Below are 17,305 nucleotides of genomic sequence, written 5' to 3'. Positions count from 1 at the left end.
TCAGCCGCGCAGCAGGCGGGCCTTGGCCGTCGTGAACTCCTGGGGGGTCAGCAGGCCCTCGCGGGCCAGGCCGGCCAGCTGGGTGAGCTCCGCCACCAGACCGGCCGGGGCGGCCACTCCGGCAGCCCCGGCAGCTCCGGCGGCCCCGGCCGCCGCGGTGTGGTCCGGTGCGAGGGCCTCCGCCGCCGCGGCCGCCGGCTCCGGCTCGGCCGGCTCCGGCAGGTCCGGGGGTTCCTGGGAGGCCCCGGACGGCGGCTCGGCCGGGTACACCGGGCCCGGCGGTCGCACCGGGCCCGGCGGTCGCACCGGGCCCGGCGGTGGCGGGGCCGCCGGGGCCGCCGGGGACACGGCCCCCGCGGCGTCGGCCGTCGCCGGCTCCGCGGCTCCCGAAGCCCGTGCCAGCAGGCCCCGCAGCAGCGGGTGCCCCGCCGGCCGGTCCGCCGGGCGGACCGTTACTCCCATCGGGCGGATGAACATCAGACCACCCCCGCCCGCGGGTCCTCGGGAACCCGGTCCGGCGGGATGCGGACCGAGCCGACGATCCGGCCGCCCGCGGCCCGTACCGCGACGGCCGCGTCCTGTGCCCACAGGTGCTCGACCACCAGCAGCAGCGCGCAGCTCCCGCGCTCCAGCAGCCCCGCCGCCTCCTGGATGTCCTCGGGTCCGATCAGCCGCGCCACGTCACGGCCCGTCAGCAGGCCGTGCAGCTCCACGTACTCGTCGAACTCGGCCGCCAGCACGTCCCCCGACGCCGTTCTCGTCGCCACGATCCCGTCGATCAGCCGGACCGCCCCGGTCTTGCGCAGTCCCATCACGGCCTCGACCGCCGGGGCCCGCAGCTGTTCCTCCGGGAAGGCGAGGACGATGAATTCCACAGGTCCCATGCCCCTCGGCTCCTTACTTTCGACAGTTCCGACCGTTTTTGACGACTCTTCGGCACACTATGACATAAGCGGACATATCATCCGTCTGCTTGCTACGTTTCCGTGTATGACCGCTCTGACGGCAAAGGTGGCGGAGCCCGCCCCGCCCCCACCCCCCGCCGCCGGCGCCCCCAAGCGGCGCGGCACCGAGCTGACGCTCCTCGCCGGAGCCGTCCTGATCTCCGTCCTCGGTCACCTCCACGTCGGCCTCACCACCACCGGCCACGTCCCCGGCACCGCCGCGCGCTACGCCACCGGCCTGTGCGCCGCCGCCCTCCTCGCGCACCTCGCCGTCCGCCTGCGGGCCCCGTACGCCGATCCCCTCCTGCTCCCCATCGCCGTCCTCCTCAACGGCCTCGGCCTCGTCCTGATCCAGCGCCTCGACGTGACCACCCCGGGACACCTCACCGCCGGGGACCAACTCCTGTGGTCCGCACTGGGCGTGGCGCTGTTCGTGCTGGCCGTCGCGCTGCTCCGGGACCACCGGGTGCTCCAGCGCTACGCGTACCTCTCCGTCGCGGTGGCCCTCTCGCTGATGCTCGTCCCCGTCTTCTTCCCGGCGGTCAACGGCGCGCACATCTGGATCCGGTTCGCCGGGCTCTCCTTCCAGCCGGGGGAGTTCGCCAAGATCCTGCTCGCGGTCTTCTTCGCCTCGTACCTCGCCGCGAACCGCACCGCGCTCGCCCTCACCGGGCGCCGGCTCTTCTGGAAACTGCGCCTGCTTCCCGGCCGTGTCCTCGGCCCGATCCTCGCCATCTGGCTGATCAGCGTCGGCGTGCTGGTCCTGGAGCGCGACCTGGGCACGTCGCTGCTCTTCTTCGGACTGTTCGTGATCATGCTGTTCACCGCCACCGGGCGAATCGGCTGGATCGCGATCGGACTCCTGCTCGCCGGCCTCGGCGCGTACGCCGTCGAGACCTTCGAACCGCACGTGCACAGCCGGGTGAACGACTGGCTGAATCCTTTCGCCTCCATCGAGCGCGGCGAAGGCCCCGGCCAGCTCGCCCAGTCCCTCTTCGCCTTCGGCGCCGGAGGCCTCCTCGGTGCCGGACTCGGCCACGGCCAGTCCTTCCTCATCGGCTTCGCCGCCAAGTCGGACTTCATCCTCGCCACCGCCGGCGAGGAGCTCGGCCTCGTCGGCCTCGCCGCGATCCTGCTGCTCTACGGGCTCCTCGTCGCCCGCGGCTTCCGTGCCGGTCTCGCCCTGCGCGACCCCTTCGGGCGGCTGCTCGCCACCGGGCTGGCCTCGATCGTCGCGCTCCAGGTGTTCGTCATCGCGGGCGGCGTCACCGGCCTCATCCCGCTCACCGGCATGGCCATGCCCTTCCTGGCGCAGGGCGGTTCCTCCGTGGTCACCAACTGGATCATCGTCGCCCTGCTGGTCCGGCTCAGCGACAGCGCCCGCAGACCCCGCCCCGCGAAGGAGCCGGCCGAGTGATCCGCTACATCCGCTGGTGCGCGTACTTCTGCGCCCTCCTGCTGGTCGCCCTGCTGGTCAACCTCGCCCGCGTACAGGTCTGGGAGTCCGCCGCCTACGGTGCGAACCCGGCCAACAAGCGTCCGGCCATCGAGCGCTACGCCGAGCCCCGCGGGGACATCCTGGTCGACGGGCGTCCCGTCACCGGCTCCCGCGACAGCGGCCAGCTGCTGCGCTACGAGCGCACCTACACGAACGGCCCGCTCTACGCGCCCGTCACCGGCTTCTCCTCCCAGATCTACGGGACCAGCTTCGTGGAACGCGCCGAGGACGCGGTCCTGTCGGGAACCGACCCGGGGCTCTCGGCCTTCCCGCTCTGGTACGAGCTGGCCCGCGGCCGCCCCGCCGGCGGGAACGCCGCCACCACCGTGCGCTCCGGCATGCAGCGGGCCGCGTACGCCGGGCTCGCGGGCAAGCGCGGTGCGGTGGCCGCCGTGGAGCCGGCCACCGGGAGGATCCTCGCGCTGGTCAGCAGCCCCTCGTACGACCCTGCCGCGCTCTCCGGCACGGGTACGAAGGTCAAAGCGGCCTGGTCCGCCCTGAACGCGGACCCCGCCCGGCCGATGCTCAACCGGGCGCTGCGCGAGACGTACCCGCCCGGCTCCACCTTCAAGATCGTGACGGCGGCGGCAGCCCTCGACGCGGGCGTGGTCACCGATGTCGACGCGCCGACCAGGACCCCCGACCCCTACCCGCTGCCCGGTACCAGCACCCTGCTGCCGAACGCGGGCACGGGCTGCGAGGACGCCTCGATGGCGGAGGCGGTGCAGTGGTCCTGCAACACGGTGATGGCGAAGATCGGGGTGCAGGTCGGGCTGCGCGGGATGGTGGACGCGGCACGCCGCTTCGGCTTCAACTCCGAGGGGCTGAAGGTGCCCTCATGGGTGTCCCGGTCGAACTTCGACACCGACATGAGCCAGGACCAGCTGGCCCTCTCCTCCATCGGCCAGTTCAACACGACGGCGACACCGCTGCAGATGGCGATGGTGGCGGCGGCGGTGGCGAACGGCGGCGAGCTCGCGTGCCCCTACCTGGTGGAACGGACGACCCAGGACGACGGTTCCCAGGTCCGGCGCGGCGAGCGGCGCAGCCTGGGCCGGGCGATGAACCCGGCCACCGCCCTCCGGCTGCAGGAGCTGATGGTCAAGGTGGTGGAGAACGGGACGGGCCGCAACGCCGCGATCCCGGGCGCGGTGGTCGGCGGCAAGACGGGCACCGCCCAGCACGGGGTGGGCAACGCGGGGACCCCGTACGCCTGGTTCATCTCCTGGGCCAGGGCCGAGGGCACGGCGCTGCCGCAGGTGGCGGTCGCGGTGGTGGTCGAGGACGCGTCGGCGGACCGGGGCGACATCAGCGGCAACGGCGCGGCGGCGCCGATCGCGCGGGCGGTGATGGAGGCGGCGCTGGCCACGGGCTGAGGCCTGCCGCGCCGCCCGGACGGCGCTCAGGGGGCGTCCGTGTCCGCCCCGTCCGAGATGGCGGCCTCGACCTCCGCCACCCGCGCCGACTCCTCCTGCGCGAACCGCTCGCGGTCGAGGGCCTCGGCGATCTCCTCGTCCTGGCTCATCAGCAGGTCCAGGTTGGAGTCGCCCATGTCGAAGACGCCGAGGTCCAGGTAGGCCCGCTGCAGCCGCTCGCCCCACAGCCCGATGTCCTTCACGCACGGCACGATCCTGCTGAACAGCAGCCTGCGGAACAGGTGCAGGAACTCCGACTGCTCGCTCAGCAGCTGCGCCTCCTTCGGCGCGATGCCGAAGTTCTGCAGCACCTCCACCCCCAGCAGCCGGTCCCGCATCAGGTAGCAGCCCTCGATCACGAACTCCTCGCGCTCGCGCAGCTCGGCGTCGGTGAGCTGCTTGTAGTAGTCGCGCAGCGCCATCCGCCCGAAGGCCACGTGCCGGGCCTCGTCCTGCATCACGTACGCCAGGAGCTGTTTCGGCAGCGCCTTGGTGGTCGTGTCGCGGATCATCCCGAACGCGGCCAGGGCCAGCCCCTCGATGAGCACCTGCATGCCCAGGTACGGCATGTCCCAGCGGGAGTCGCGCAGGGTGTCGCCCAGCAGCCCCTGGAGGCTGTCGTTGATCGGGTACAGCATCCCGATCTTCTCGTGCAGGAAGCGCCCGAAGATCTCGGCGTGCCGGGCCTCGTCCATGGTCTGCGTGGCGGAGTAGAACTTGGCGTCCAGGTCCGGCACCGACTCCACGATGCGCGCCGCGCACACCATCGCGCCCTGCTCGCCGTGCAGGAACTGGCTGAAGTTCCAGGAGGCGTAGTGCCGGCGCAGCTCGCCCTTGTCCTTCGCGGTCAGCTTGGCCCAGTGCCGCGTCCCGTACAGCGGCAGGGTCTCTTCGGGGGTGCCGAGCGGATCGTAGGGGTCCACCTCGATGTCCCAGTCGATGCGCTTGCCGCCGTCCCACTGCTTGTCCTTGCCCTTCTGGTACAGGGCCAGGAGCCGCTCGCGGCCTTCGGCGTACTCCCAGTTGAAGCGGGCCGAGCCGGTGGCGGGGATCTGCCAGAGCGGCTCGCCCGGATGCGCGGTGTAGAGCTCATGCGTCGACACTGACGCCCCCTCGTCGCACGTACTGCCGTGTGGGACCGGACAGTTGGCAGCGTCACACGTTGGTAGACACGGGGTCAACAAGTCGTGCGCGAGGGATTGACGACCTTGCTGACAGGCAGTCTCATAAGAGACGACCGCCGGCAACCCGACCACGAGGTGTCCGAACCCATGACGACCGTGACCGAACGCGCTGCGCTGGAGGACGCCCTCGGCCCGCTCAAGGACCGCGAGCAGATAGCCGAGCGACTGCTCGAATCCTCGGCCAAGCACTCCTTCGACCCCGACAAGGAACTCGACTGGGACGCCCCGGCGATCGAGGGCAAGTACTACTGGCCGCCGGAACTTCTCTCCCTCTACGACACCCCGCTGTGGAAGAAGATGGGGGAGGAGCAGCGCATCGACCTCTCCCGCCACGAGGCGGCGGCGCTCGGCTCGCTCGGCATCTGGTTCGAGATCATCCTCATGCAGCTCATGGTCCGGCACATCTACGACAAGTCCCTGACCAGCAACCACGTCCGCTACGCGCTCACCGAGATCGCCGACGAGTGCCGCCACTCGATGATGTTCGCCCGCATGATCAAGAAGGCCGGCGCCCCCGAGTACCCGGTCTCCCGCCTGAACCACAACCTCGCGCGGATCCTGAAGACGGTCTCCACCACCCCCGGCTCCTTCGCCTGCACCCTCCTCGGCGAGGAGATCCTCGACTGGATGCAGCGCCTGACCTTCCCGGACGAGCGCGTCCAGCCGCTGGTCCGCGGCGTCACCCGGATCCACGTCATCGAGGAGGCCCGGCACGTCCGGTACGCCCGCGAGGAACTGCGCCGCCAGATGCTGACGGCCCCGCGCTGGGAGCAGGAACTCACCCGGATCAGCTGCGGCGAGGCCGCCCGCGTCTTCTCGCTCGCCTTCGTGAACCCGGCCGTCTACGACAACATCGGCCTGGACCGCCGCGAGGCCGTCGCGCAGGTCAAGGCGAGCGGCCACCGCCGCGAGGTCATGCAGAGCGGCGCGAAGCGGCTCACCGACTTCCTCGACGACATCGGCGTGCTGCGCGGTGTCGGCCGCAGGCTCTGGCAGAGCTCGGGGCTGCTGGCGTAGGGCACCCCGCATCCGGACCGGGCCTGATCCACAGGAGACCCACTCGTGCGGCGCCCGCGGGGCTACCCTGCGGACATGACCGTACGCGCGTACCGCAGGCTGAGCGTCGAGGAGCGGCGAGCCCAACTCCTCGACGCCGCCCTCTCGCTGTTCGCGCACCGGGCACCGGAGGACGTCTCGCTCGACGAAGTCGCCGAGGCCGCCGGGGTGTCCCGCCCGCTCGTCTACCGCTACTTCCCGGGCGGCAAGCAGCAGCTCTACGAGGCCGCCCTCCGCTCGGCCGCCGACGTCCTCGAACTGTGCTTCGCCGAACCCCAGCAGGGGCCCCTGACCCGCCGCCTGTCCCGGGCCCTGGACCGCTACCTCGCCTTCGTCGACGAACACGACGCCGGCTTCGCCGCCCTCCTCCAGGGCGGCAGCGTCGTGGAGACCTCCCGCACGACGGCGACGGTCGACGGCATCCGGCGGGCCGCGGCCGAGCAGATCCTCCTCCACCTGGGCGTCCCGGCCCCCGGCCCCCGGCTGCGCATGATGGTCCGCACCTGGATCACCGCCGTCGAGGCGGCCTCCCTCATATGGATCGACGAGGGCAAGCAGCCCGAGGTGGAGCACCTCCGGGACTGGCTGCTGGACCAGTTCATCGCCCTGCTGACGGCCACCGCGGCCACCGACCCGGAAACGGCCGCGGCCGCCAGGGCCGCGCTCGCCCTGGAAGCGGCGGACGGCCCGGTCGGGGTCCTGGCCCGCCGTGTGATCCCGGTGGTGTCCGAGGCCGTCCACCTGCTGTGACACTGGTGAGGTGAGAAGCGAACCGACCCCGTTCGAGGGCGGCCCGATGGACGGCCAGGTCCTCCCCGTCCATCTCGGCCCGACCGGACACCCCCCGAAGTGGTACGAGATCCCCGTCCCGGCCCCGGACGGCGGCCCGCCGACGGTACTGCTGTACGAACGCGTCACAGCGGGCCACACCAAGCGGCTCGGCCTCCACAAGGGCTGGAAGTACACCTACCTCCCCGAAGGCACCAAGCCCAGGATCCGCTGGCCCTGGACCAGGCCCCCACGCCCCTGAGCCGTCGAGGCGAGCATGGCCCGACTTTCGTGCCCCCGGCCGGGTGGGTGTCATACCCGGGGTGGGGAGGCCGGGGCCGGGTGTGTGCCGGGGCGCTCCCCGCAGGGCGCCGAACGCACTGCCGCCCGGCAGTCCGACGCCTCGTCGCGTTCGGCGTCCGAGGAGACGCCCCGGCGCGCGCCCGGTCCCGGCCGCGGCCCGCGCGGCACGCTGCCGCCTCCGCGCCCCGGCATGCGCCGCGGCCCCGGGTGTGCGTCCCGCCCGGCCGCGCCCCCGGCATGCGCCGCGGCCCGGCCGCGCCCGGTCGGGTAGGCACCGCGGCCGACCGGCCGGGTCGGCACCGGGTCCGCGGTCAGTGGCCCGGCAGGGTGAGGACCGCCAGGCCGCCGCCGCCCTCCGCCGCGCGGAACTCCAGCCGCGCCCCGATCACCCTCGCCTGACCCACGGCGATCGTCAGCCCCAGACCATGGCCCTTGCCCCCACTGCGGAAGCGCTGCGGGCCGTGCGCGGCCAGGTACTCGGGGAACCCGTCCCCGTGGTCCCGTACGGTCACCACCGGCCCGTCCACCGTCAGTACCACCGGCGGCCGCCCGTGCTTGTGGGCGTTGGCCACCAGGTTTCCGAGCACCCGCTCCAGCCTTCGCCGGTCCGTCTCCACATGCGCGTCCCGGACGACCACCACCTCCGTGTCCGTCCCGGACGCCCGCACCACCCGCCGTACCAGCCGTCCCAGCTGGTGCAGGTCGCTCTCCACCACCTCGCTGCCCGAGTCCAGCCGGGAGATCTCCAGCAGGTCCTCCGTCAGCTGCCGCATCGTCCGTACCCGCTCGCGCACCAGCTCCGTCGGCCGCGACTCCGGCAGCAGTTCCGAAGCCGCCTGCAGCCCCGTCAGCGGTGTGCGCAGTTCGTGCGCCACGTCCGCGGTGAACCGCCGCTCGCTCTCCAGCTTCGACTGCAGGCTCCCGGCCATGGTGTCCAGCGCCGCGGCCACCGTCGCCACCTCGTCCTGGTGCCGCGCCGGGGTCCTCGTCCGCGGGTCGTCCACCCGCGCGTCGAGGTCGCCCTGGGTGATCCGCCGCGCCACGGCCGCCGTCAGGTGCAGCCGCCGGGTCACCCGGGTCACCGCGAACGCGCCCACCAGCAGCGTGCCGCCGATCGCCAGCAGCGAGGACCCGATGATCGCGTTGTCCAGCCCGCTGATCGTGCGGGCGCTCTGCCCGTAGTCGACCACGGTCGCGAGCGCCCGGCCGTCCGCCGGTCCCGCCGCCCACATGGTCGGGCGGCCCCGGTGGTCCGCCACCAGAGTGCCCCGGCGCCCGCTGACGGCGAGCGCCCGCAGCTCCGGCGGCAGCCCGACGGGATCCAGCCAGGCACCGCGCGGCAGGGGCTCGCCCGCCTCGTACGCGCGCGAGACCTCCAGCAGTCTGCCGAGGGCCTTCTCCCGCGCCGTGGCCACCGTCTGCCGGGTCACCTCCACATGGACGAGGGCGCCCAGCACGGCCGCCAGCGAGCAGCACATCACCACGATGAAGCACGCCGACTTCCAGGTCAGCGTGGCCGTCCAGGAGGGCAGCCGCACGGGTCTCATGGCCGGCCCGGCCCGGGAGCGGGCTCCCGGGCGCCCGGGGCCTGCGATTTTCCGGGGGCCGGATTGCCGGGCGCCGGACTGCCGGGCACCCGTACGATCTGCTCGCGCGTCGGCAGCATGGTCAGCTGCCTCTCGTCCCAGGACCAGGCGGTGATCAGCTCGTAGCCGCGGTTGCCGCTGGGCACCTTGAGGATCACGTCCCGCCCGGCCAGCTCCACCGAGATGACGGTCTCCGTGGTCGCCATGATCCGGTTGAGCCGCCCGCCGGGGTCGGTCGTGTACACCCGTACGGACATCATCTTGTCCGGGAACTCGATGCCGACGATCAGCTCGTCCTTGCCGTTGCCCGTGAGGTCCCGGTAGTACGGCTTCAGCACCGGGCACGCCTCCGGGTCCTGCTCCGCCTGCCCGGCCTGGTCCGTTGCGCACTCCTGGATCGCGGCCGCCGTCCGGGGCGGCATCCCGTCCGCGCCGACCTCGGTGTCCGGATGGGCGCGCAGCTCGGCCTGGACGAGGGCGACGGGGTCGACGGCGTGCACGTCCTGGTCGCGGACCGGCGGGATCCCCTTGACGTACTCGGGCGGGGCCCCACCCGGATCCGCGGGCGGTACGGAGGCCCCGCGGCGGTCGGGCCACAGATGTACGGGCCCGCTCGCGGTCGGCGTGGACCCGGCGCTCACCAGCCCACCGGTGTCCCCGCAGCCCGCGAGCAGCGCACCCAGCGGGAAGAGGGGAAGCAGCGTGCGCGCAGCCGTACGCAAGCGCAACGTGTTCACCACCCCTGTGCCCTTCTGCCCGCGCTACGCCGACGGCCGATCACGTCAACCATATGCGGAGGTACATCCGTTTCACCTGCGGTCTCAGCTGTCCGTGCGGCCTCGGCGCAGCATGGCGAAGCCGAGCCCGGCGGCGCCGACGGCCGCGATGCCGCCGGCCGCGGCGAGCAGCAGCACACCGTCGCCCGGACCGTCGGCCAGCGTACTCAGCCGACGGCCGCCGCTGGAGCCGTCGGCGACGACGCGGGAGTCCCCGGTGGCCGCGTTCCGCGGAACGGAGGCCGGGACGACATGTCCGGCGCGGGCGTCGCCGCTGGCCTCGGTACGGGCCTCGGTACGGGTCCCGGTCTTGTGGCCGTCGCCCGCCACGGTGTGGTCGGCGCCGTGGGCCGGGACGCCGCCCATCCAGGAGGACAGGCGGCCGGATGAGTCCAGCGAGGCGTGCAGGTCCCCGGAGCCGCCGACGGCGGTGACCCCGTCACGGCTGGTCAGGGTGGCCGCCTTGGTGCCGTCGGCCGCCAGGATCTCGGCCCGGTAGGCGCCGTCGGCCATGCGGTAGAGCTTCGCCGTCGAGACCCCGTCCGCCAGCGAGAGGCTCTTGAGGAGGATCGACCGCGGGGCCGCGGAGTGCGCGGAGTGCGCGGACGAGGCCGCGGGCACTCCCTCGGCCAGGGCGGCGGCGGTGGGCAGCGCCAGCAGACTTCCGGCGCATGCGGTCACGGCGGCGGCGCGAACGAGAGTGCGGCGGCTGACGGTGCTCACGGGGAAGTCCTTCGATGCCGGTCAGGGCCTGGGCCATCCAGGTGGATCAAACCTAGGGCCCGGCCGTTGCGGCAGCCCCCCGTTCGTGTAACAGCAGAGTCGCAACGTTCCGTCGGAGTCGTTACACATCCGAGGGATTGCCCTGCGGCGCCCCGGCTGCTCCCATGGACGGCGGGGGTGAGGGCGATGCGCGGACTCAAGGTACTGCCCAGCGGCCGGCCCGGCCGCGGCCGACTGTATGTCAACCTGCCCGACGGCCAGGCGGTGGGCTGGTACGACCGGCAGGCCAACCGGATCAGCGTCCTCGCGGACGACCACCGCGAGGCGATAGTGGCGGTGCTCCGCCCCTATCTGAGCGGGACCGTCTCGATCGGCCCGCCCCCGGTCCCCACCGCCGCCGACCTGCGCCGTCTCGCGCTGCCACCGGACGCGGACCTGGCACCGAACCGCCCGGGGGAGACCCTGCTGGGCGAACTGGAACACGGCCCGGCGGGTACCAGGGCCCGGCACCGGCTGCGCCAGGACCTGACCGCGCAGCAGCGGATGGGCGACGCCTTCGACGCCCTGGAACCCGAGGGCTGGCGGATCCTGCACTGCGTCCCGCTCCCGGGCCTGGGCCGCATCGACCACTTGCTGATCGGCCCCGCGGGGATCTTCTGCGTGCGTACGGTCCCGGGCCGCCGCCAGCGCGCGGCAATCGGCGACCTCCTGCTCACGGTGGGCCGCGCGGAACCCCGCCCGGACCCCCGCTGGATCCGCCGCGCGGCGGCCTCCGCGACGGCCGCCCTGGGCGCCAAGGTCACCCCGGCGCTGGCGGTGGTCGACGCCTCGCGGGTCGAGACGGCCCCGACGGTCCGTGACATCCGGGTCCTCCAGCCCCCGACGGCGACCCCGAGCCTCACGGCATCCCCCACGACGCTCAAACCCCCGGAAGTCGAAGCCCTCTTCGCCCAGGCCCGCGACACCACAACCTGGCTCCCCCGCCGCAGCCGAGCCGACGTGTGAGGCACGGAGCCCGGGGCGAAGCCAGGGCCCCGGGAAGACGCGGGCAGCAGGCCTCGGCTCTGCCCGCGCCGCTGGGCTCTGCCCGCGCCGCTGGGCTCTGCCCGCGCCGCTGGGCTCTGCCCGCGCCGCTGGGCTCTGCCCGCGCCGCTGGGCTCTGCCCGCGCCGCTGGGCTCTGCCCGCGCCGCTGGGTGTCCGCGCTGCTGGGCTCCGTCCGCTCGCGCCGGCCCGCCCGCTCGCCCCGCTCGCGCCGTTCCGCCCGCGCCGCTCGGTTCCGCCCGCGCGGCGCGGCGCTTCGCCGTGCCGTTCCCCCCGGCTCAGGCGGAGGTCCGCTTCCGCGGGGTCGCCGCCTTCTTGGCCGCCGCCGCACCGGTCTTCTTCGCCGCCGCCGTCTTGGCGGTGCTCTTCGCCGTGCTCTTCGAACTCGACTTACCCGCCGCCGACTTGCCGGCGGTGCTGGTGGTCTTCTTCTTCGTCCCGGCCGAAGCCGCCGTCTTCTTGGCCGAAGCCGCCGTCGACTTCTTCCCGCCGACCGCCTTCGGCGCGGCCGCCCCCGCGCCCGCTCCCGCCCCGGCCCTCGCTCCCGCTCCGGCCTTCCGGCGAATCGGAGTCACCTCAGCCTCCGCCTCACCGGAGGTATCGGCCTCCCCCCGGGAAGCCTTCGCCGCCCGCACGCTCTTCTCCAAGGCCGCCATCAGGTCGATCACCTGGCCCCCGGCCGGCTCGACCACGGCCTCCGTCGGCTCGAACGCCCCACCCGACTTCGCCACGATCATCGCCTCCACGGCCTCCCGGTAGTCGTCGTGCAGCGAGGTCATCTCCACGTCCCCCAGCGTCGCCATCAGCGCGTCCGCCAGGTCGAGTTCGGCCTCCCGCACGGACACCTCGGCCTCCGGAGCCACCCCCTCCGGCGCCCGGATCTCGTCCGGCCACAACAGCCCGTGCATCGCGATCACGTCGTCCACGACCCGCAGCATGCCCAGCCGCTCCCGCCCCCGCAGCGCGTACTTGGCGATCGCGACCTTCTGGCTCCGCTTGAGCGCCTCCCGTAGCAGCGTGTACGGCTTCGCCGCCGTCGCCCCGTTCGCCGCGAGGTAGTACGCCGCGTCCATCTGCAGCGGATCGATCTCCTCCGCCGGTACGAACGACATGATCTCGATCGTCTTCGCGGTCGCCAGCGGCAGCTGCGCCAGGTCCTCCTCCGTGATCGGGACGATCGACCCGTCGGCCTCCTCGTACCCCTTGCCGATCTCGGCGCTCGGCACCTCCTCCCCGTCCAGCTCGCACACCTTGCGGTAGCGGACGCGTCCGCCGTCGCTCACATGGATCTGGCGGAAGGAGATCGAGTGGCTCTCGGTGGCGTTCACGAGCTTGATCGGGATGCTGACCAGGCCGAAGGAGATCGCCCCGTTCCAAATGGATCGCACGGTTCCTCCTGTTTCGTGGCAGTCTCATCGTATGACGCCGATCACGTTGGTGGAGGGCCGTCGCATCGCGCTCAGCAATCTCGACAAGGTCCTGTACCCGGAGACCGGCTTCACCAAGGGCGAGGTGCTGCACTACTACGCCACCGTCGCGGACCCGCTGCTCGCCCACATTCACGACCGGCCGGTGTCCTTCCTGCGCTATCCCGACGGACCGGACGGCCAGCTGTTCTTCACCAAGAACCCGCCGCCCGGCACGCCCGACTGGGTGAGGACCACCCCCGTGCCGCGCTCCGAGGACCTCTCCGCCGCCCAGGTGGTCGTCGCCGACCTGGCCACCCTCATGTGGTCCGCCAACCTCGTCGTGGAGTTCCACACCCCCCAGTGGACCGCCGGGCACCCCGCCCGCGCCGACCGGATGGTCCTCGACCTCGACCCCGGCCCGCCCGCCACCGTCGTCGAGTGCTGCGCCGCCGCGCTCTGGCTGCGCGAGCGGCTCGCGGCCGACGGCCTGCCCGCCTACGCCAAGACCTCCGGCTCCAAGGGCCTGCACCTGGCCGTGCCGCTGGAGCCGACCCCGTCCGAGCGGGTGTCCGCGTACGCGAAGCAGCTCGCCCAGGAGGCCGAGCGCGAGCTCCCCGACCTGGTGGTCCACCGCATGGCCAAGGCGCTCCGCCCCGGCAAGGTCTTCGTCGACCACAGCCAGAACGCCGCCGCCAAGACCACCGCCGCCCCCTACACCCTGCGCGCCCGGGCACGGCCGACCGTCTCCGCGCCCGTGTCCTGGGCGGAGGTCGAGTCCTGCCGGAGCGCCGCCGGGCTCGTCTTCCTCGCCGACGACATCGCCCCGAGGCTCGCCCGCGACGGGGACCTGTTCGGCCCGCTCACCGACCCCGGGCGGGCGGGGCGGCTGCCGTGATCCGCGTCGCGCTCGCCGCCGCCGTACGCACCCTGCCGCGCGGGGCGGGACTGGCGTACGAGCCGAAGTTCGACGGCCACCGGCTCGTCGTGCTGCGCTCGACGACCGGCGTGACGCTCCAGGCGCGCTCCGGCCGGATCGTGACCAGCGCCTTCCCCGACCTGTCCGCGGCCGCGCTGCTGCTGCCCGCCGACACGGTCCTCGACGGCGAGGTCGTGGTCTGGCACGAGGGGCGCACGGACTTCGCCCTGGTGCAGCGGCGGGCGGCGGCCACCGCCGCACGGGCCGCCGTACTCGCGCAGCGCCTGCCCGCCTCGTACGCGGCCTTCGACGTACTGGAACTGGCCGGACTCGACCTGCGCGCGCGCCCGTACGAGCGCCGCCGGGCCCTCCTCGTCGACCTGCTGCTACCGCTGGGGCCGCCGCTCCAGCCGGTGCCGATGACGACCGATCCGGAACTGGCCGCCACCTGGTACGAGACCCTGCCGGCCAGCGGCATCGAGGGCCTCGTCGTGAAGCGGCTGGACCAGGCCTACCCGGCCGGGCGGCGCGGCTGGCAGAAGCTGCGGCACACCGACGTGCGGGACGCGGCGGTGGTCGGCTACACCGGTACCCCGCGGCGCCCGCTCGCCCTGGTGCTCGTCCTGCCGGTCGGGGACGAGACCCCGCTGGTGTCGAGCCCGCTCAGCGCGCCCCTGCGCGCGGAGGTGGCGGCCGAGGTGGCCGCCCGCGGGGCGGCCGCGCCGTCCCTGGCCACGGTCACGGCGATCGGGCTCGGGGAGGTCCCCTTCCGCGCGCTCGACCCCCCGCTCACGGCGGAGGTCCGGCACACCTCGACCCGGCATCCGCCCCCGGAGGTGCTCCGGCTGCGGACGGACCTCTGACCCGCGCGGGAGGCACGGGTCAGAGGGCGAGGGGGTGGTCGCCTCAGGAGTGTGCGCCACGCCCGGCGTCCGGCGGAGCCCCCGGCTGTGGATGCGGCCCCGGCCCCTCCGGCAGCTTGTAGCCGGACTCGCGTTCCGCCCGGACCTCGTCCGGGTGGGTGGAGGTGGTGGAGCCGAAGTTCCCGTAGCCCTGCATCTCGTGCGGCCGCAGACCGCCTTCGGGAATCTCCACGGAGTCGCGTTCCTCGCGTACCTCGTAGACGGCCCCACCCTCCGGCAGGTGAGGCTGGCTCTCGGCGGTGGGCGGGGGTGGCTCCTTCGCCCGTACCTTCTTGCCCAGCAGGAAGCCGCCCAGCAGGAAGCCGGCGACGAGGATGCCGACGACCAGGAACCATGCGATATCGGCGAGGGTCGCGTCCACGCTCAGGGTCGTGTCCATACCGACCATTTTCGCTCACCCGTGTCCTGTATGCGCCGCTGTGCCCGGATACCTTGGGCCATCCGGGGTAGGCGCCTGTTCGAACGCAACCGAGAACGCAACCGAGAACGACAACGAAGACGAGCCGGAGCGAACAGGAGGCAGGCCATGCCCCGCGGATCTTCCCCGAAGCGCGAACGACAGTACGAACACATCAAGGAAGGCCTGGAACAGCGCGGAGAGCCCGAGGAGAAGGCGAAGGAGATCGCCGCCCGGACGGTCAACAAGGAACGCGCCCGGGCCGGCGAATCCCGGACCGCGAGCAGGGAGTCCGTCGAGGACATCTCCTCGTCCCGCCGCGGGGGCCTGCACTCCCACTCGGGCGCGCAGGGACCCACGTTCGAACAGCTCTACGCCGAGGCCCGGCGCCGCAACGTCCACGGCCGCTCCGACATGAACAAGACCCAGCTCAAGCGGGCCCTCGGGATGTGAAATCCCCTCCGGCCGCTAGGCGTTGATGGGACCGTCGGCATCGCGCAGCGCGCCGGCGGCCGTGCGCTCCCCGAGGGCCCCCAGGATCTCGGCGCAGATCGCCAGCGCGGTCTCCGCCGGGGTGCGGGCGCCGAGGTCCAGCCCGATCGGCCCGTGCACCCGCGCCAGCAGAGCCTCGGGCACCCCGGCCGCGAGCAGCCCCTCCCGCCGCCGGGCCGTGGTCTTGCGGGAGCCCAGCGCGCCGACGTACGGCACCTCCTGGGCCAGCGCCACCCGCAGCGTCGGCACGTCGAACGACTCCTCGTGGCTCAGCATCACCAGGCACGCGGCGTCCCGGCGCGCCTCCAGCGCCTTGCAGGCCTCCTCCGGGCCGGTGACCAGTACGGCCTCCCAGCCGAGCAGCAGCGCCTGCCTCTCGATGATCTCGGCGAGCTCACCGCCGCCGCCGATGACCACGTACGGGTCCGACGGGAAGGCCTCGACCAGCACCAGCGCCGACTCCGCGTACAGCGCGTCCCGCCCGGCCCGCCGGGTGGCCAGCAGCTCGCCCGCCCGCCGCCCGGCATCGTCGGCGGGCGCCTCCGTAGCCCGTACGACCTCGCTGACGGCCTGGTCCGCGGCCTCGTTCAGCCGGGTCACCAACGCCACCCCGACCCCGTCGGCCAGCAGCTCCCACCACTCGGCCGGGATCGCGGCGAGCGGCTGCAGCAGCACCTCGGCCTGCCCGCCGCAGGTCAGCCTCGCCTCGACGGCCTCGGCCGCGCGTACGGACACCTCGCACACCCGGGCCGACACCCCGGGCGGCAGGGCGGCGACCTCGGCGGCGAGTTCGGCGTCGAAGACCCCGCGGTAGAGCGTGCCGACACACTCCCCCCGCGTATCGATGAGCACGGCCCCGGCCGGATCCCGCGGCCCGAACCCCTGCTCGGTCACGGGCCGGGCCAGGTACCCGGCCCGCCCCTCGGCCACCCACTGCCGCGCCGTCTCCACCAGCTCACGCATCCGCGCCGCCCCTTCTCGATCGCCAGAGCCCGCCCCGGAGCACCCGCCGAGCGGTGCCATGGGGCCTCACCCTCCAACGTACGCACGCACCCCGCACCGCCCCACCCCCCAAATCCCACAGACCCCGCCCCACCTCCCTCGTACGGACCACCGGATCCGGCACGGGAGGGGGCAGGGGCGGCGGCCCGCCCCGGCTCCTGGCATCGAACACCGCGCCGCCTCGCGCCACGGCATCAGCCGCCGCCGGCCGCGTACACGATCAGCGCGCGCGAGACCCCACCCTCCCGGAGGTCGCGCTCAGTAGCATCGCCTCCCATGACCACAGCAGTCGCCACCATCGCGCTGGCGTTCGCCGGTTATGCGGTCACCTATCTCAACGGCCTGCGCCTGGCGCAGCGCCAAGCGCGCCTGAATCGCCTGAATCACCAACTCGGCGACTTCTACGGACGGCTGTTCGCCCTCACGGAAGCCAACAGCCGCATCTTCGGCGCGTTCACGGAGCGCAACGCCCGCCCTGACGGCAGGTCGCCCTTCGCGCACGAGACACCGCCTTCCGACGAGGAACTCGCCGAGTGGCGGCTGTGGGTCGGGACCGTCTTCCTCCCGAACATCCAGGCGATGCGCGACCTCGTCATCAAGCACGCCGACCTGCTGAGCGAACCGGAGATGCCGCCGATCCTGCTGCAACTGTGCGCACACGTCTCCGGCTACGAGATCACGGCCGCCCGGTGGGAGCGGGGGAACTACGACCAGCACGAGTCGGTGGTGCCCTTCCCGAGCGAGGAGATAGCCGCTTACGCGCGCGACGGGTTCGCGGGCCTGAAGCGGGAACAGAGCCGCCTGCTCGGACGCCGACGGGACAACTGAAGGACCGCCGCATCCGGCGCATACCCGCGAGAGCTCTGCCGCC

At 73.3% G+C, this 17,305-nt stretch carries 19 protein-coding genes; 10 read left to right on the top strand and 9 right to left on the bottom strand.

The annotated features are described in order from the left end of the window. Positions 1 to 477: a hypothetical protein gene (locus Sspor_RS15895; RefSeq protein ID WP_202199728.1), complete on the bottom strand. Its 477-nt coding sequence runs from the start codon at positions 475 to 477 to the stop codon at positions 1 to 3. Beyond that, positions 477 to 884, bottom strand: a complete 408-nt coding sequence (locus Sspor_RS15890; protein WP_202199727.1) for a DUF6325 family protein — start codon at positions 882 to 884, stop codon at positions 477 to 479. Before Sspor_RS15890 ends, Sspor_RS15895 begins: the two co-directional genes overlap by 1 nt. A 106-nt stretch (positions 885 to 990) precedes the next feature. On the opposite strand from Sspor_RS15890, the gene Sspor_RS15885 reads away from it, so the two are divergent. Both Sspor_RS15885 and Sspor_RS15880 read left to right on the top strand, forming a co-directional pair. Continuing rightward, the gene (locus Sspor_RS15885; protein WP_237403880.1) at positions 991 to 2,361 is read left to right on the top strand and encodes an FtsW/RodA/SpoVE family cell cycle protein; all 1,371 of its coding nucleotides are present in this window, start codon (positions 991 to 993) and stop codon (positions 2,359 to 2,361) included. Then, a complete protein-coding gene (locus Sspor_RS15880) occupies positions 2,358 to 3,818 on the top strand; it encodes a penicillin-binding transpeptidase domain-containing protein (RefSeq protein ID WP_202199726.1) in 1,461 nt (486 codons plus the stop codon). The genes Sspor_RS15885 and Sspor_RS15880 overlap by 4 nt, the downstream gene beginning before the upstream one ends. 26 nt (positions 3,819 to 3,844) lie before the next feature. On the opposite strand, the gene Sspor_RS15875 is transcribed toward Sspor_RS15880, so the two are convergent. Next, positions 3,845 to 4,960 carry a ferritin-like domain-containing protein gene (locus Sspor_RS15875; RefSeq protein ID WP_202199725.1) on the bottom strand — a complete coding sequence of 372 codons (1,116 nt, stop codon included), beginning with the start codon at positions 4,958 to 4,960 and terminating at the stop codon, positions 3,845 to 3,847. Positions 4,961 to 5,128: 168 nt separating this feature from the next. On the opposite strand from Sspor_RS15875, the gene Sspor_RS15870 reads away from it, so the two are divergent. The 3 genes from Sspor_RS15870 (at position 5,129) to Sspor_RS15860 (ending at position 7,127) form a co-directional block, all read left to right on the top strand. Further along, complete coding sequence (locus Sspor_RS15870; protein ID WP_202199724.1) at positions 5,129 to 6,058, top strand: AurF N-oxygenase family protein; 930 nt, start codon at positions 5,129 to 5,131, stop codon at positions 6,056 to 6,058. A 75-nt stretch (positions 6,059 to 6,133) separates the two neighbouring features. Next, positions 6,134 to 6,847 carry a TetR/AcrR family transcriptional regulator gene (locus Sspor_RS15865; protein WP_202199723.1) on the top strand — a complete coding sequence of 238 codons (714 nt, stop codon included), beginning with the start codon at positions 6,134 to 6,136 and terminating at the stop codon, positions 6,845 to 6,847. Positions 6,848 to 6,857: 10 nt separating this feature from the next. After that, positions 6,858 to 7,127 (top strand): DUF8847 domain-containing protein, encoded by a 270-nt coding sequence (locus tag Sspor_RS15860; protein WP_202199722.1) that lies wholly within the window; start codon positions 6,858 to 6,860, stop codon positions 7,125 to 7,127. 352 nt (positions 7,128 to 7,479) lie between these two features. Here Sspor_RS15860 and Sspor_RS15855 read toward each other — a convergent pair whose 3' ends face one another. The 3 genes from Sspor_RS15855 to Sspor_RS15845 form a co-directional block, all read right to left on the bottom strand. Then, positions 7,480 to 8,715 carry a histidine kinase dimerization/phospho-acceptor domain-containing protein gene (locus Sspor_RS15855; protein WP_202199721.1) on the bottom strand — a complete coding sequence of 412 codons (1,236 nt, stop codon included), beginning with the start codon at positions 8,713 to 8,715 and terminating at the stop codon, positions 7,480 to 7,482. Continuing rightward, entirely contained in the window at positions 8,712 to 9,491 is a 780-nt protein-coding gene (locus Sspor_RS15850; RefSeq protein ID WP_202199720.1) for a hypothetical protein, read from the bottom strand. Before Sspor_RS15850 ends, Sspor_RS15855 begins: the two co-directional genes overlap by 4 nt. An 84-nt stretch (positions 9,492 to 9,575) precedes the next feature. Further along, the gene (locus Sspor_RS15845; protein WP_202199719.1) at positions 9,576 to 10,253 is read right to left on the bottom strand and encodes a hypothetical protein; all 678 of its coding nucleotides are present in this window, start codon (positions 10,251 to 10,253) and stop codon (positions 9,576 to 9,578) included. A gap of 186 nt (positions 10,254 to 10,439) precedes the next feature. Here Sspor_RS15845 and Sspor_RS15840 point away from each other — a divergent pair, with 186 nt between their 5' ends. Beyond that, positions 10,440 to 11,258 (top strand): nuclease-related domain-containing protein, encoded by an 819-nt coding sequence (locus Sspor_RS15840; RefSeq protein WP_202199718.1) that lies wholly within the window; start codon positions 10,440 to 10,442, stop codon positions 11,256 to 11,258. A 315-nt stretch (positions 11,259 to 11,573) separates the two neighbouring features. On the opposite strand, the gene ku is transcribed toward Sspor_RS15840, so the two are convergent. Then, on the bottom strand, positions 11,574 to 12,683 hold the full coding sequence (gene ku / locus Sspor_RS15835; protein ID WP_202199717.1) for a non-homologous end joining protein Ku: 1,110 nt from the start codon (positions 12,681 to 12,683) through the stop codon (positions 11,574 to 11,576). A gap of 31 nt (positions 12,684 to 12,714) precedes the next feature. On the opposite strand from ku, the gene ligD reads away from it, so the two are divergent. Beyond that, on the top strand, positions 12,715 to 13,599 hold the full coding sequence (gene ligD / locus Sspor_RS15830; protein ID WP_202199716.1) for a non-homologous end-joining DNA ligase: 885 nt from the start codon (positions 12,715 to 12,717) through the stop codon (positions 13,597 to 13,599). Continuing rightward, entirely contained in the window at positions 13,599 to 14,483 is an 885-nt protein-coding gene (locus tag Sspor_RS15825) for an ATP-dependent DNA ligase (RefSeq protein ID WP_202203681.1), read from the top strand. The genes ligD and Sspor_RS15825 overlap by 1 nt, the downstream gene beginning before the upstream one ends. A gap of 43 nt (positions 14,484 to 14,526) precedes the next feature. Here the strand turns inward: Sspor_RS15825 and Sspor_RS15820 are convergent, their stop codons facing one another. Continuing rightward, positions 14,527 to 14,922, bottom strand: a complete 396-nt coding sequence (locus Sspor_RS15820; protein WP_202199715.1) for a DUF6479 family protein — start codon at positions 14,920 to 14,922, stop codon at positions 14,527 to 14,529. A 147-nt stretch (positions 14,923 to 15,069) separates the two neighbouring features. Here Sspor_RS15820 and Sspor_RS15815 point away from each other — a divergent pair, with 147 nt between their 5' ends. Next, complete coding sequence (locus Sspor_RS15815; RefSeq protein WP_202199714.1) at positions 15,070 to 15,393, top strand: plasmid stabilization protein; 324 nt, start codon at positions 15,070 to 15,072, stop codon at positions 15,391 to 15,393. A gap of 15 nt (positions 15,394 to 15,408) precedes the next feature. Here the strand turns inward: Sspor_RS15815 and Sspor_RS15810 are convergent, their stop codons facing one another. Further along, on the bottom strand, positions 15,409 to 16,395 hold the full coding sequence (locus Sspor_RS15810; protein WP_202199713.1) for an XdhC family protein: 987 nt from the start codon (positions 16,393 to 16,395) through the stop codon (positions 15,409 to 15,411). Positions 16,396 to 16,710: 315 nt separating this feature from the next. Here Sspor_RS15810 and Sspor_RS15805 point away from each other — a divergent pair, with 315 nt between their 5' ends. After that, positions 16,711 to 17,262: a hypothetical protein gene (locus Sspor_RS15805; RefSeq protein ID WP_202199712.1), complete on the top strand. Its 552-nt coding sequence runs from the start codon at positions 16,711 to 16,713 to the stop codon at positions 17,260 to 17,262. The last annotated feature ends 43 nt before the right edge of the window (positions 17,263 to 17,305 follow it).

The organism is Streptomyces spororaveus (genome assembly GCF_016755875.1).
GTDB lineage: Bacteria > Actinomycetota > Actinomycetes > Streptomycetales > Streptomycetaceae > Streptomyces > Streptomyces spororaveus.
This window is presented reverse-complemented; position numbering and strand designations above follow the sequence as displayed.

Excerpts from the sequence above, each read along its gene's own strand:
- Sspor_RS15895 (WP_202199728.1), bottom strand. The coding sequence starts at position 477 with ATGTTCATCCGCCCGATGGGAGTAACGGTCCGCCCGGCGGACCGGCCG.
- Sspor_RS15890 (WP_202199727.1), bottom strand. The coding sequence starts at position 884 with ATGGGACCTGTGGAATTCATCGTCCTCGCCTTCCCGGAGGAACAGCTG.
- Sspor_RS15885 (WP_237403880.1), top strand. The coding sequence starts at position 991 with ATGACCGCTCTGACGGCAAAGGTGGCGGAGCCCGCCCCGCCCCCACCC.
- Sspor_RS15870 (WP_202199724.1), top strand. The coding sequence starts at position 5,129 with ATGACGACCGTGACCGAACGCGCTGCGCTGGAGGACGCCCTCGGCCCG.
- Sspor_RS15865 (WP_202199723.1), top strand. The coding sequence starts at position 6,134 with ATGACCGTACGCGCGTACCGCAGGCTGAGCGTCGAGGAGCGGCGAGCC.
- Sspor_RS15855 (WP_202199721.1), bottom strand. The coding sequence starts at position 8,715 with ATGAGACCCGTGCGGCTGCCCTCCTGGACGGCCACGCTGACCTGGAAG.
- Sspor_RS15840 (WP_202199718.1), top strand. The coding sequence starts at position 10,440 with ATGCGCGGACTCAAGGTACTGCCCAGCGGCCGGCCCGGCCGCGGCCGA.
- ligD (WP_202199716.1), top strand. The coding sequence starts at position 12,715 with ATGACGCCGATCACGTTGGTGGAGGGCCGTCGCATCGCGCTCAGCAAT.
- Sspor_RS15820 (WP_202199715.1), bottom strand. The coding sequence starts at position 14,922 with ATGGACACGACCCTGAGCGTGGACGCGACCCTCGCCGATATCGCATGG.
- Sspor_RS15815 (WP_202199714.1), top strand. The coding sequence starts at position 15,070 with ATGCCCCGCGGATCTTCCCCGAAGCGCGAACGACAGTACGAACACATC.
- Sspor_RS15810 (WP_202199713.1), bottom strand. The coding sequence starts at position 16,395 with ATGCGTGAGCTGGTGGAGACGGCGCGGCAGTGGGTGGCCGAGGGGCGG.
- Sspor_RS15805 (WP_202199712.1), top strand. The coding sequence starts at position 16,711 with ATGACCACAGCAGTCGCCACCATCGCGCTGGCGTTCGCCGGTTATGCG.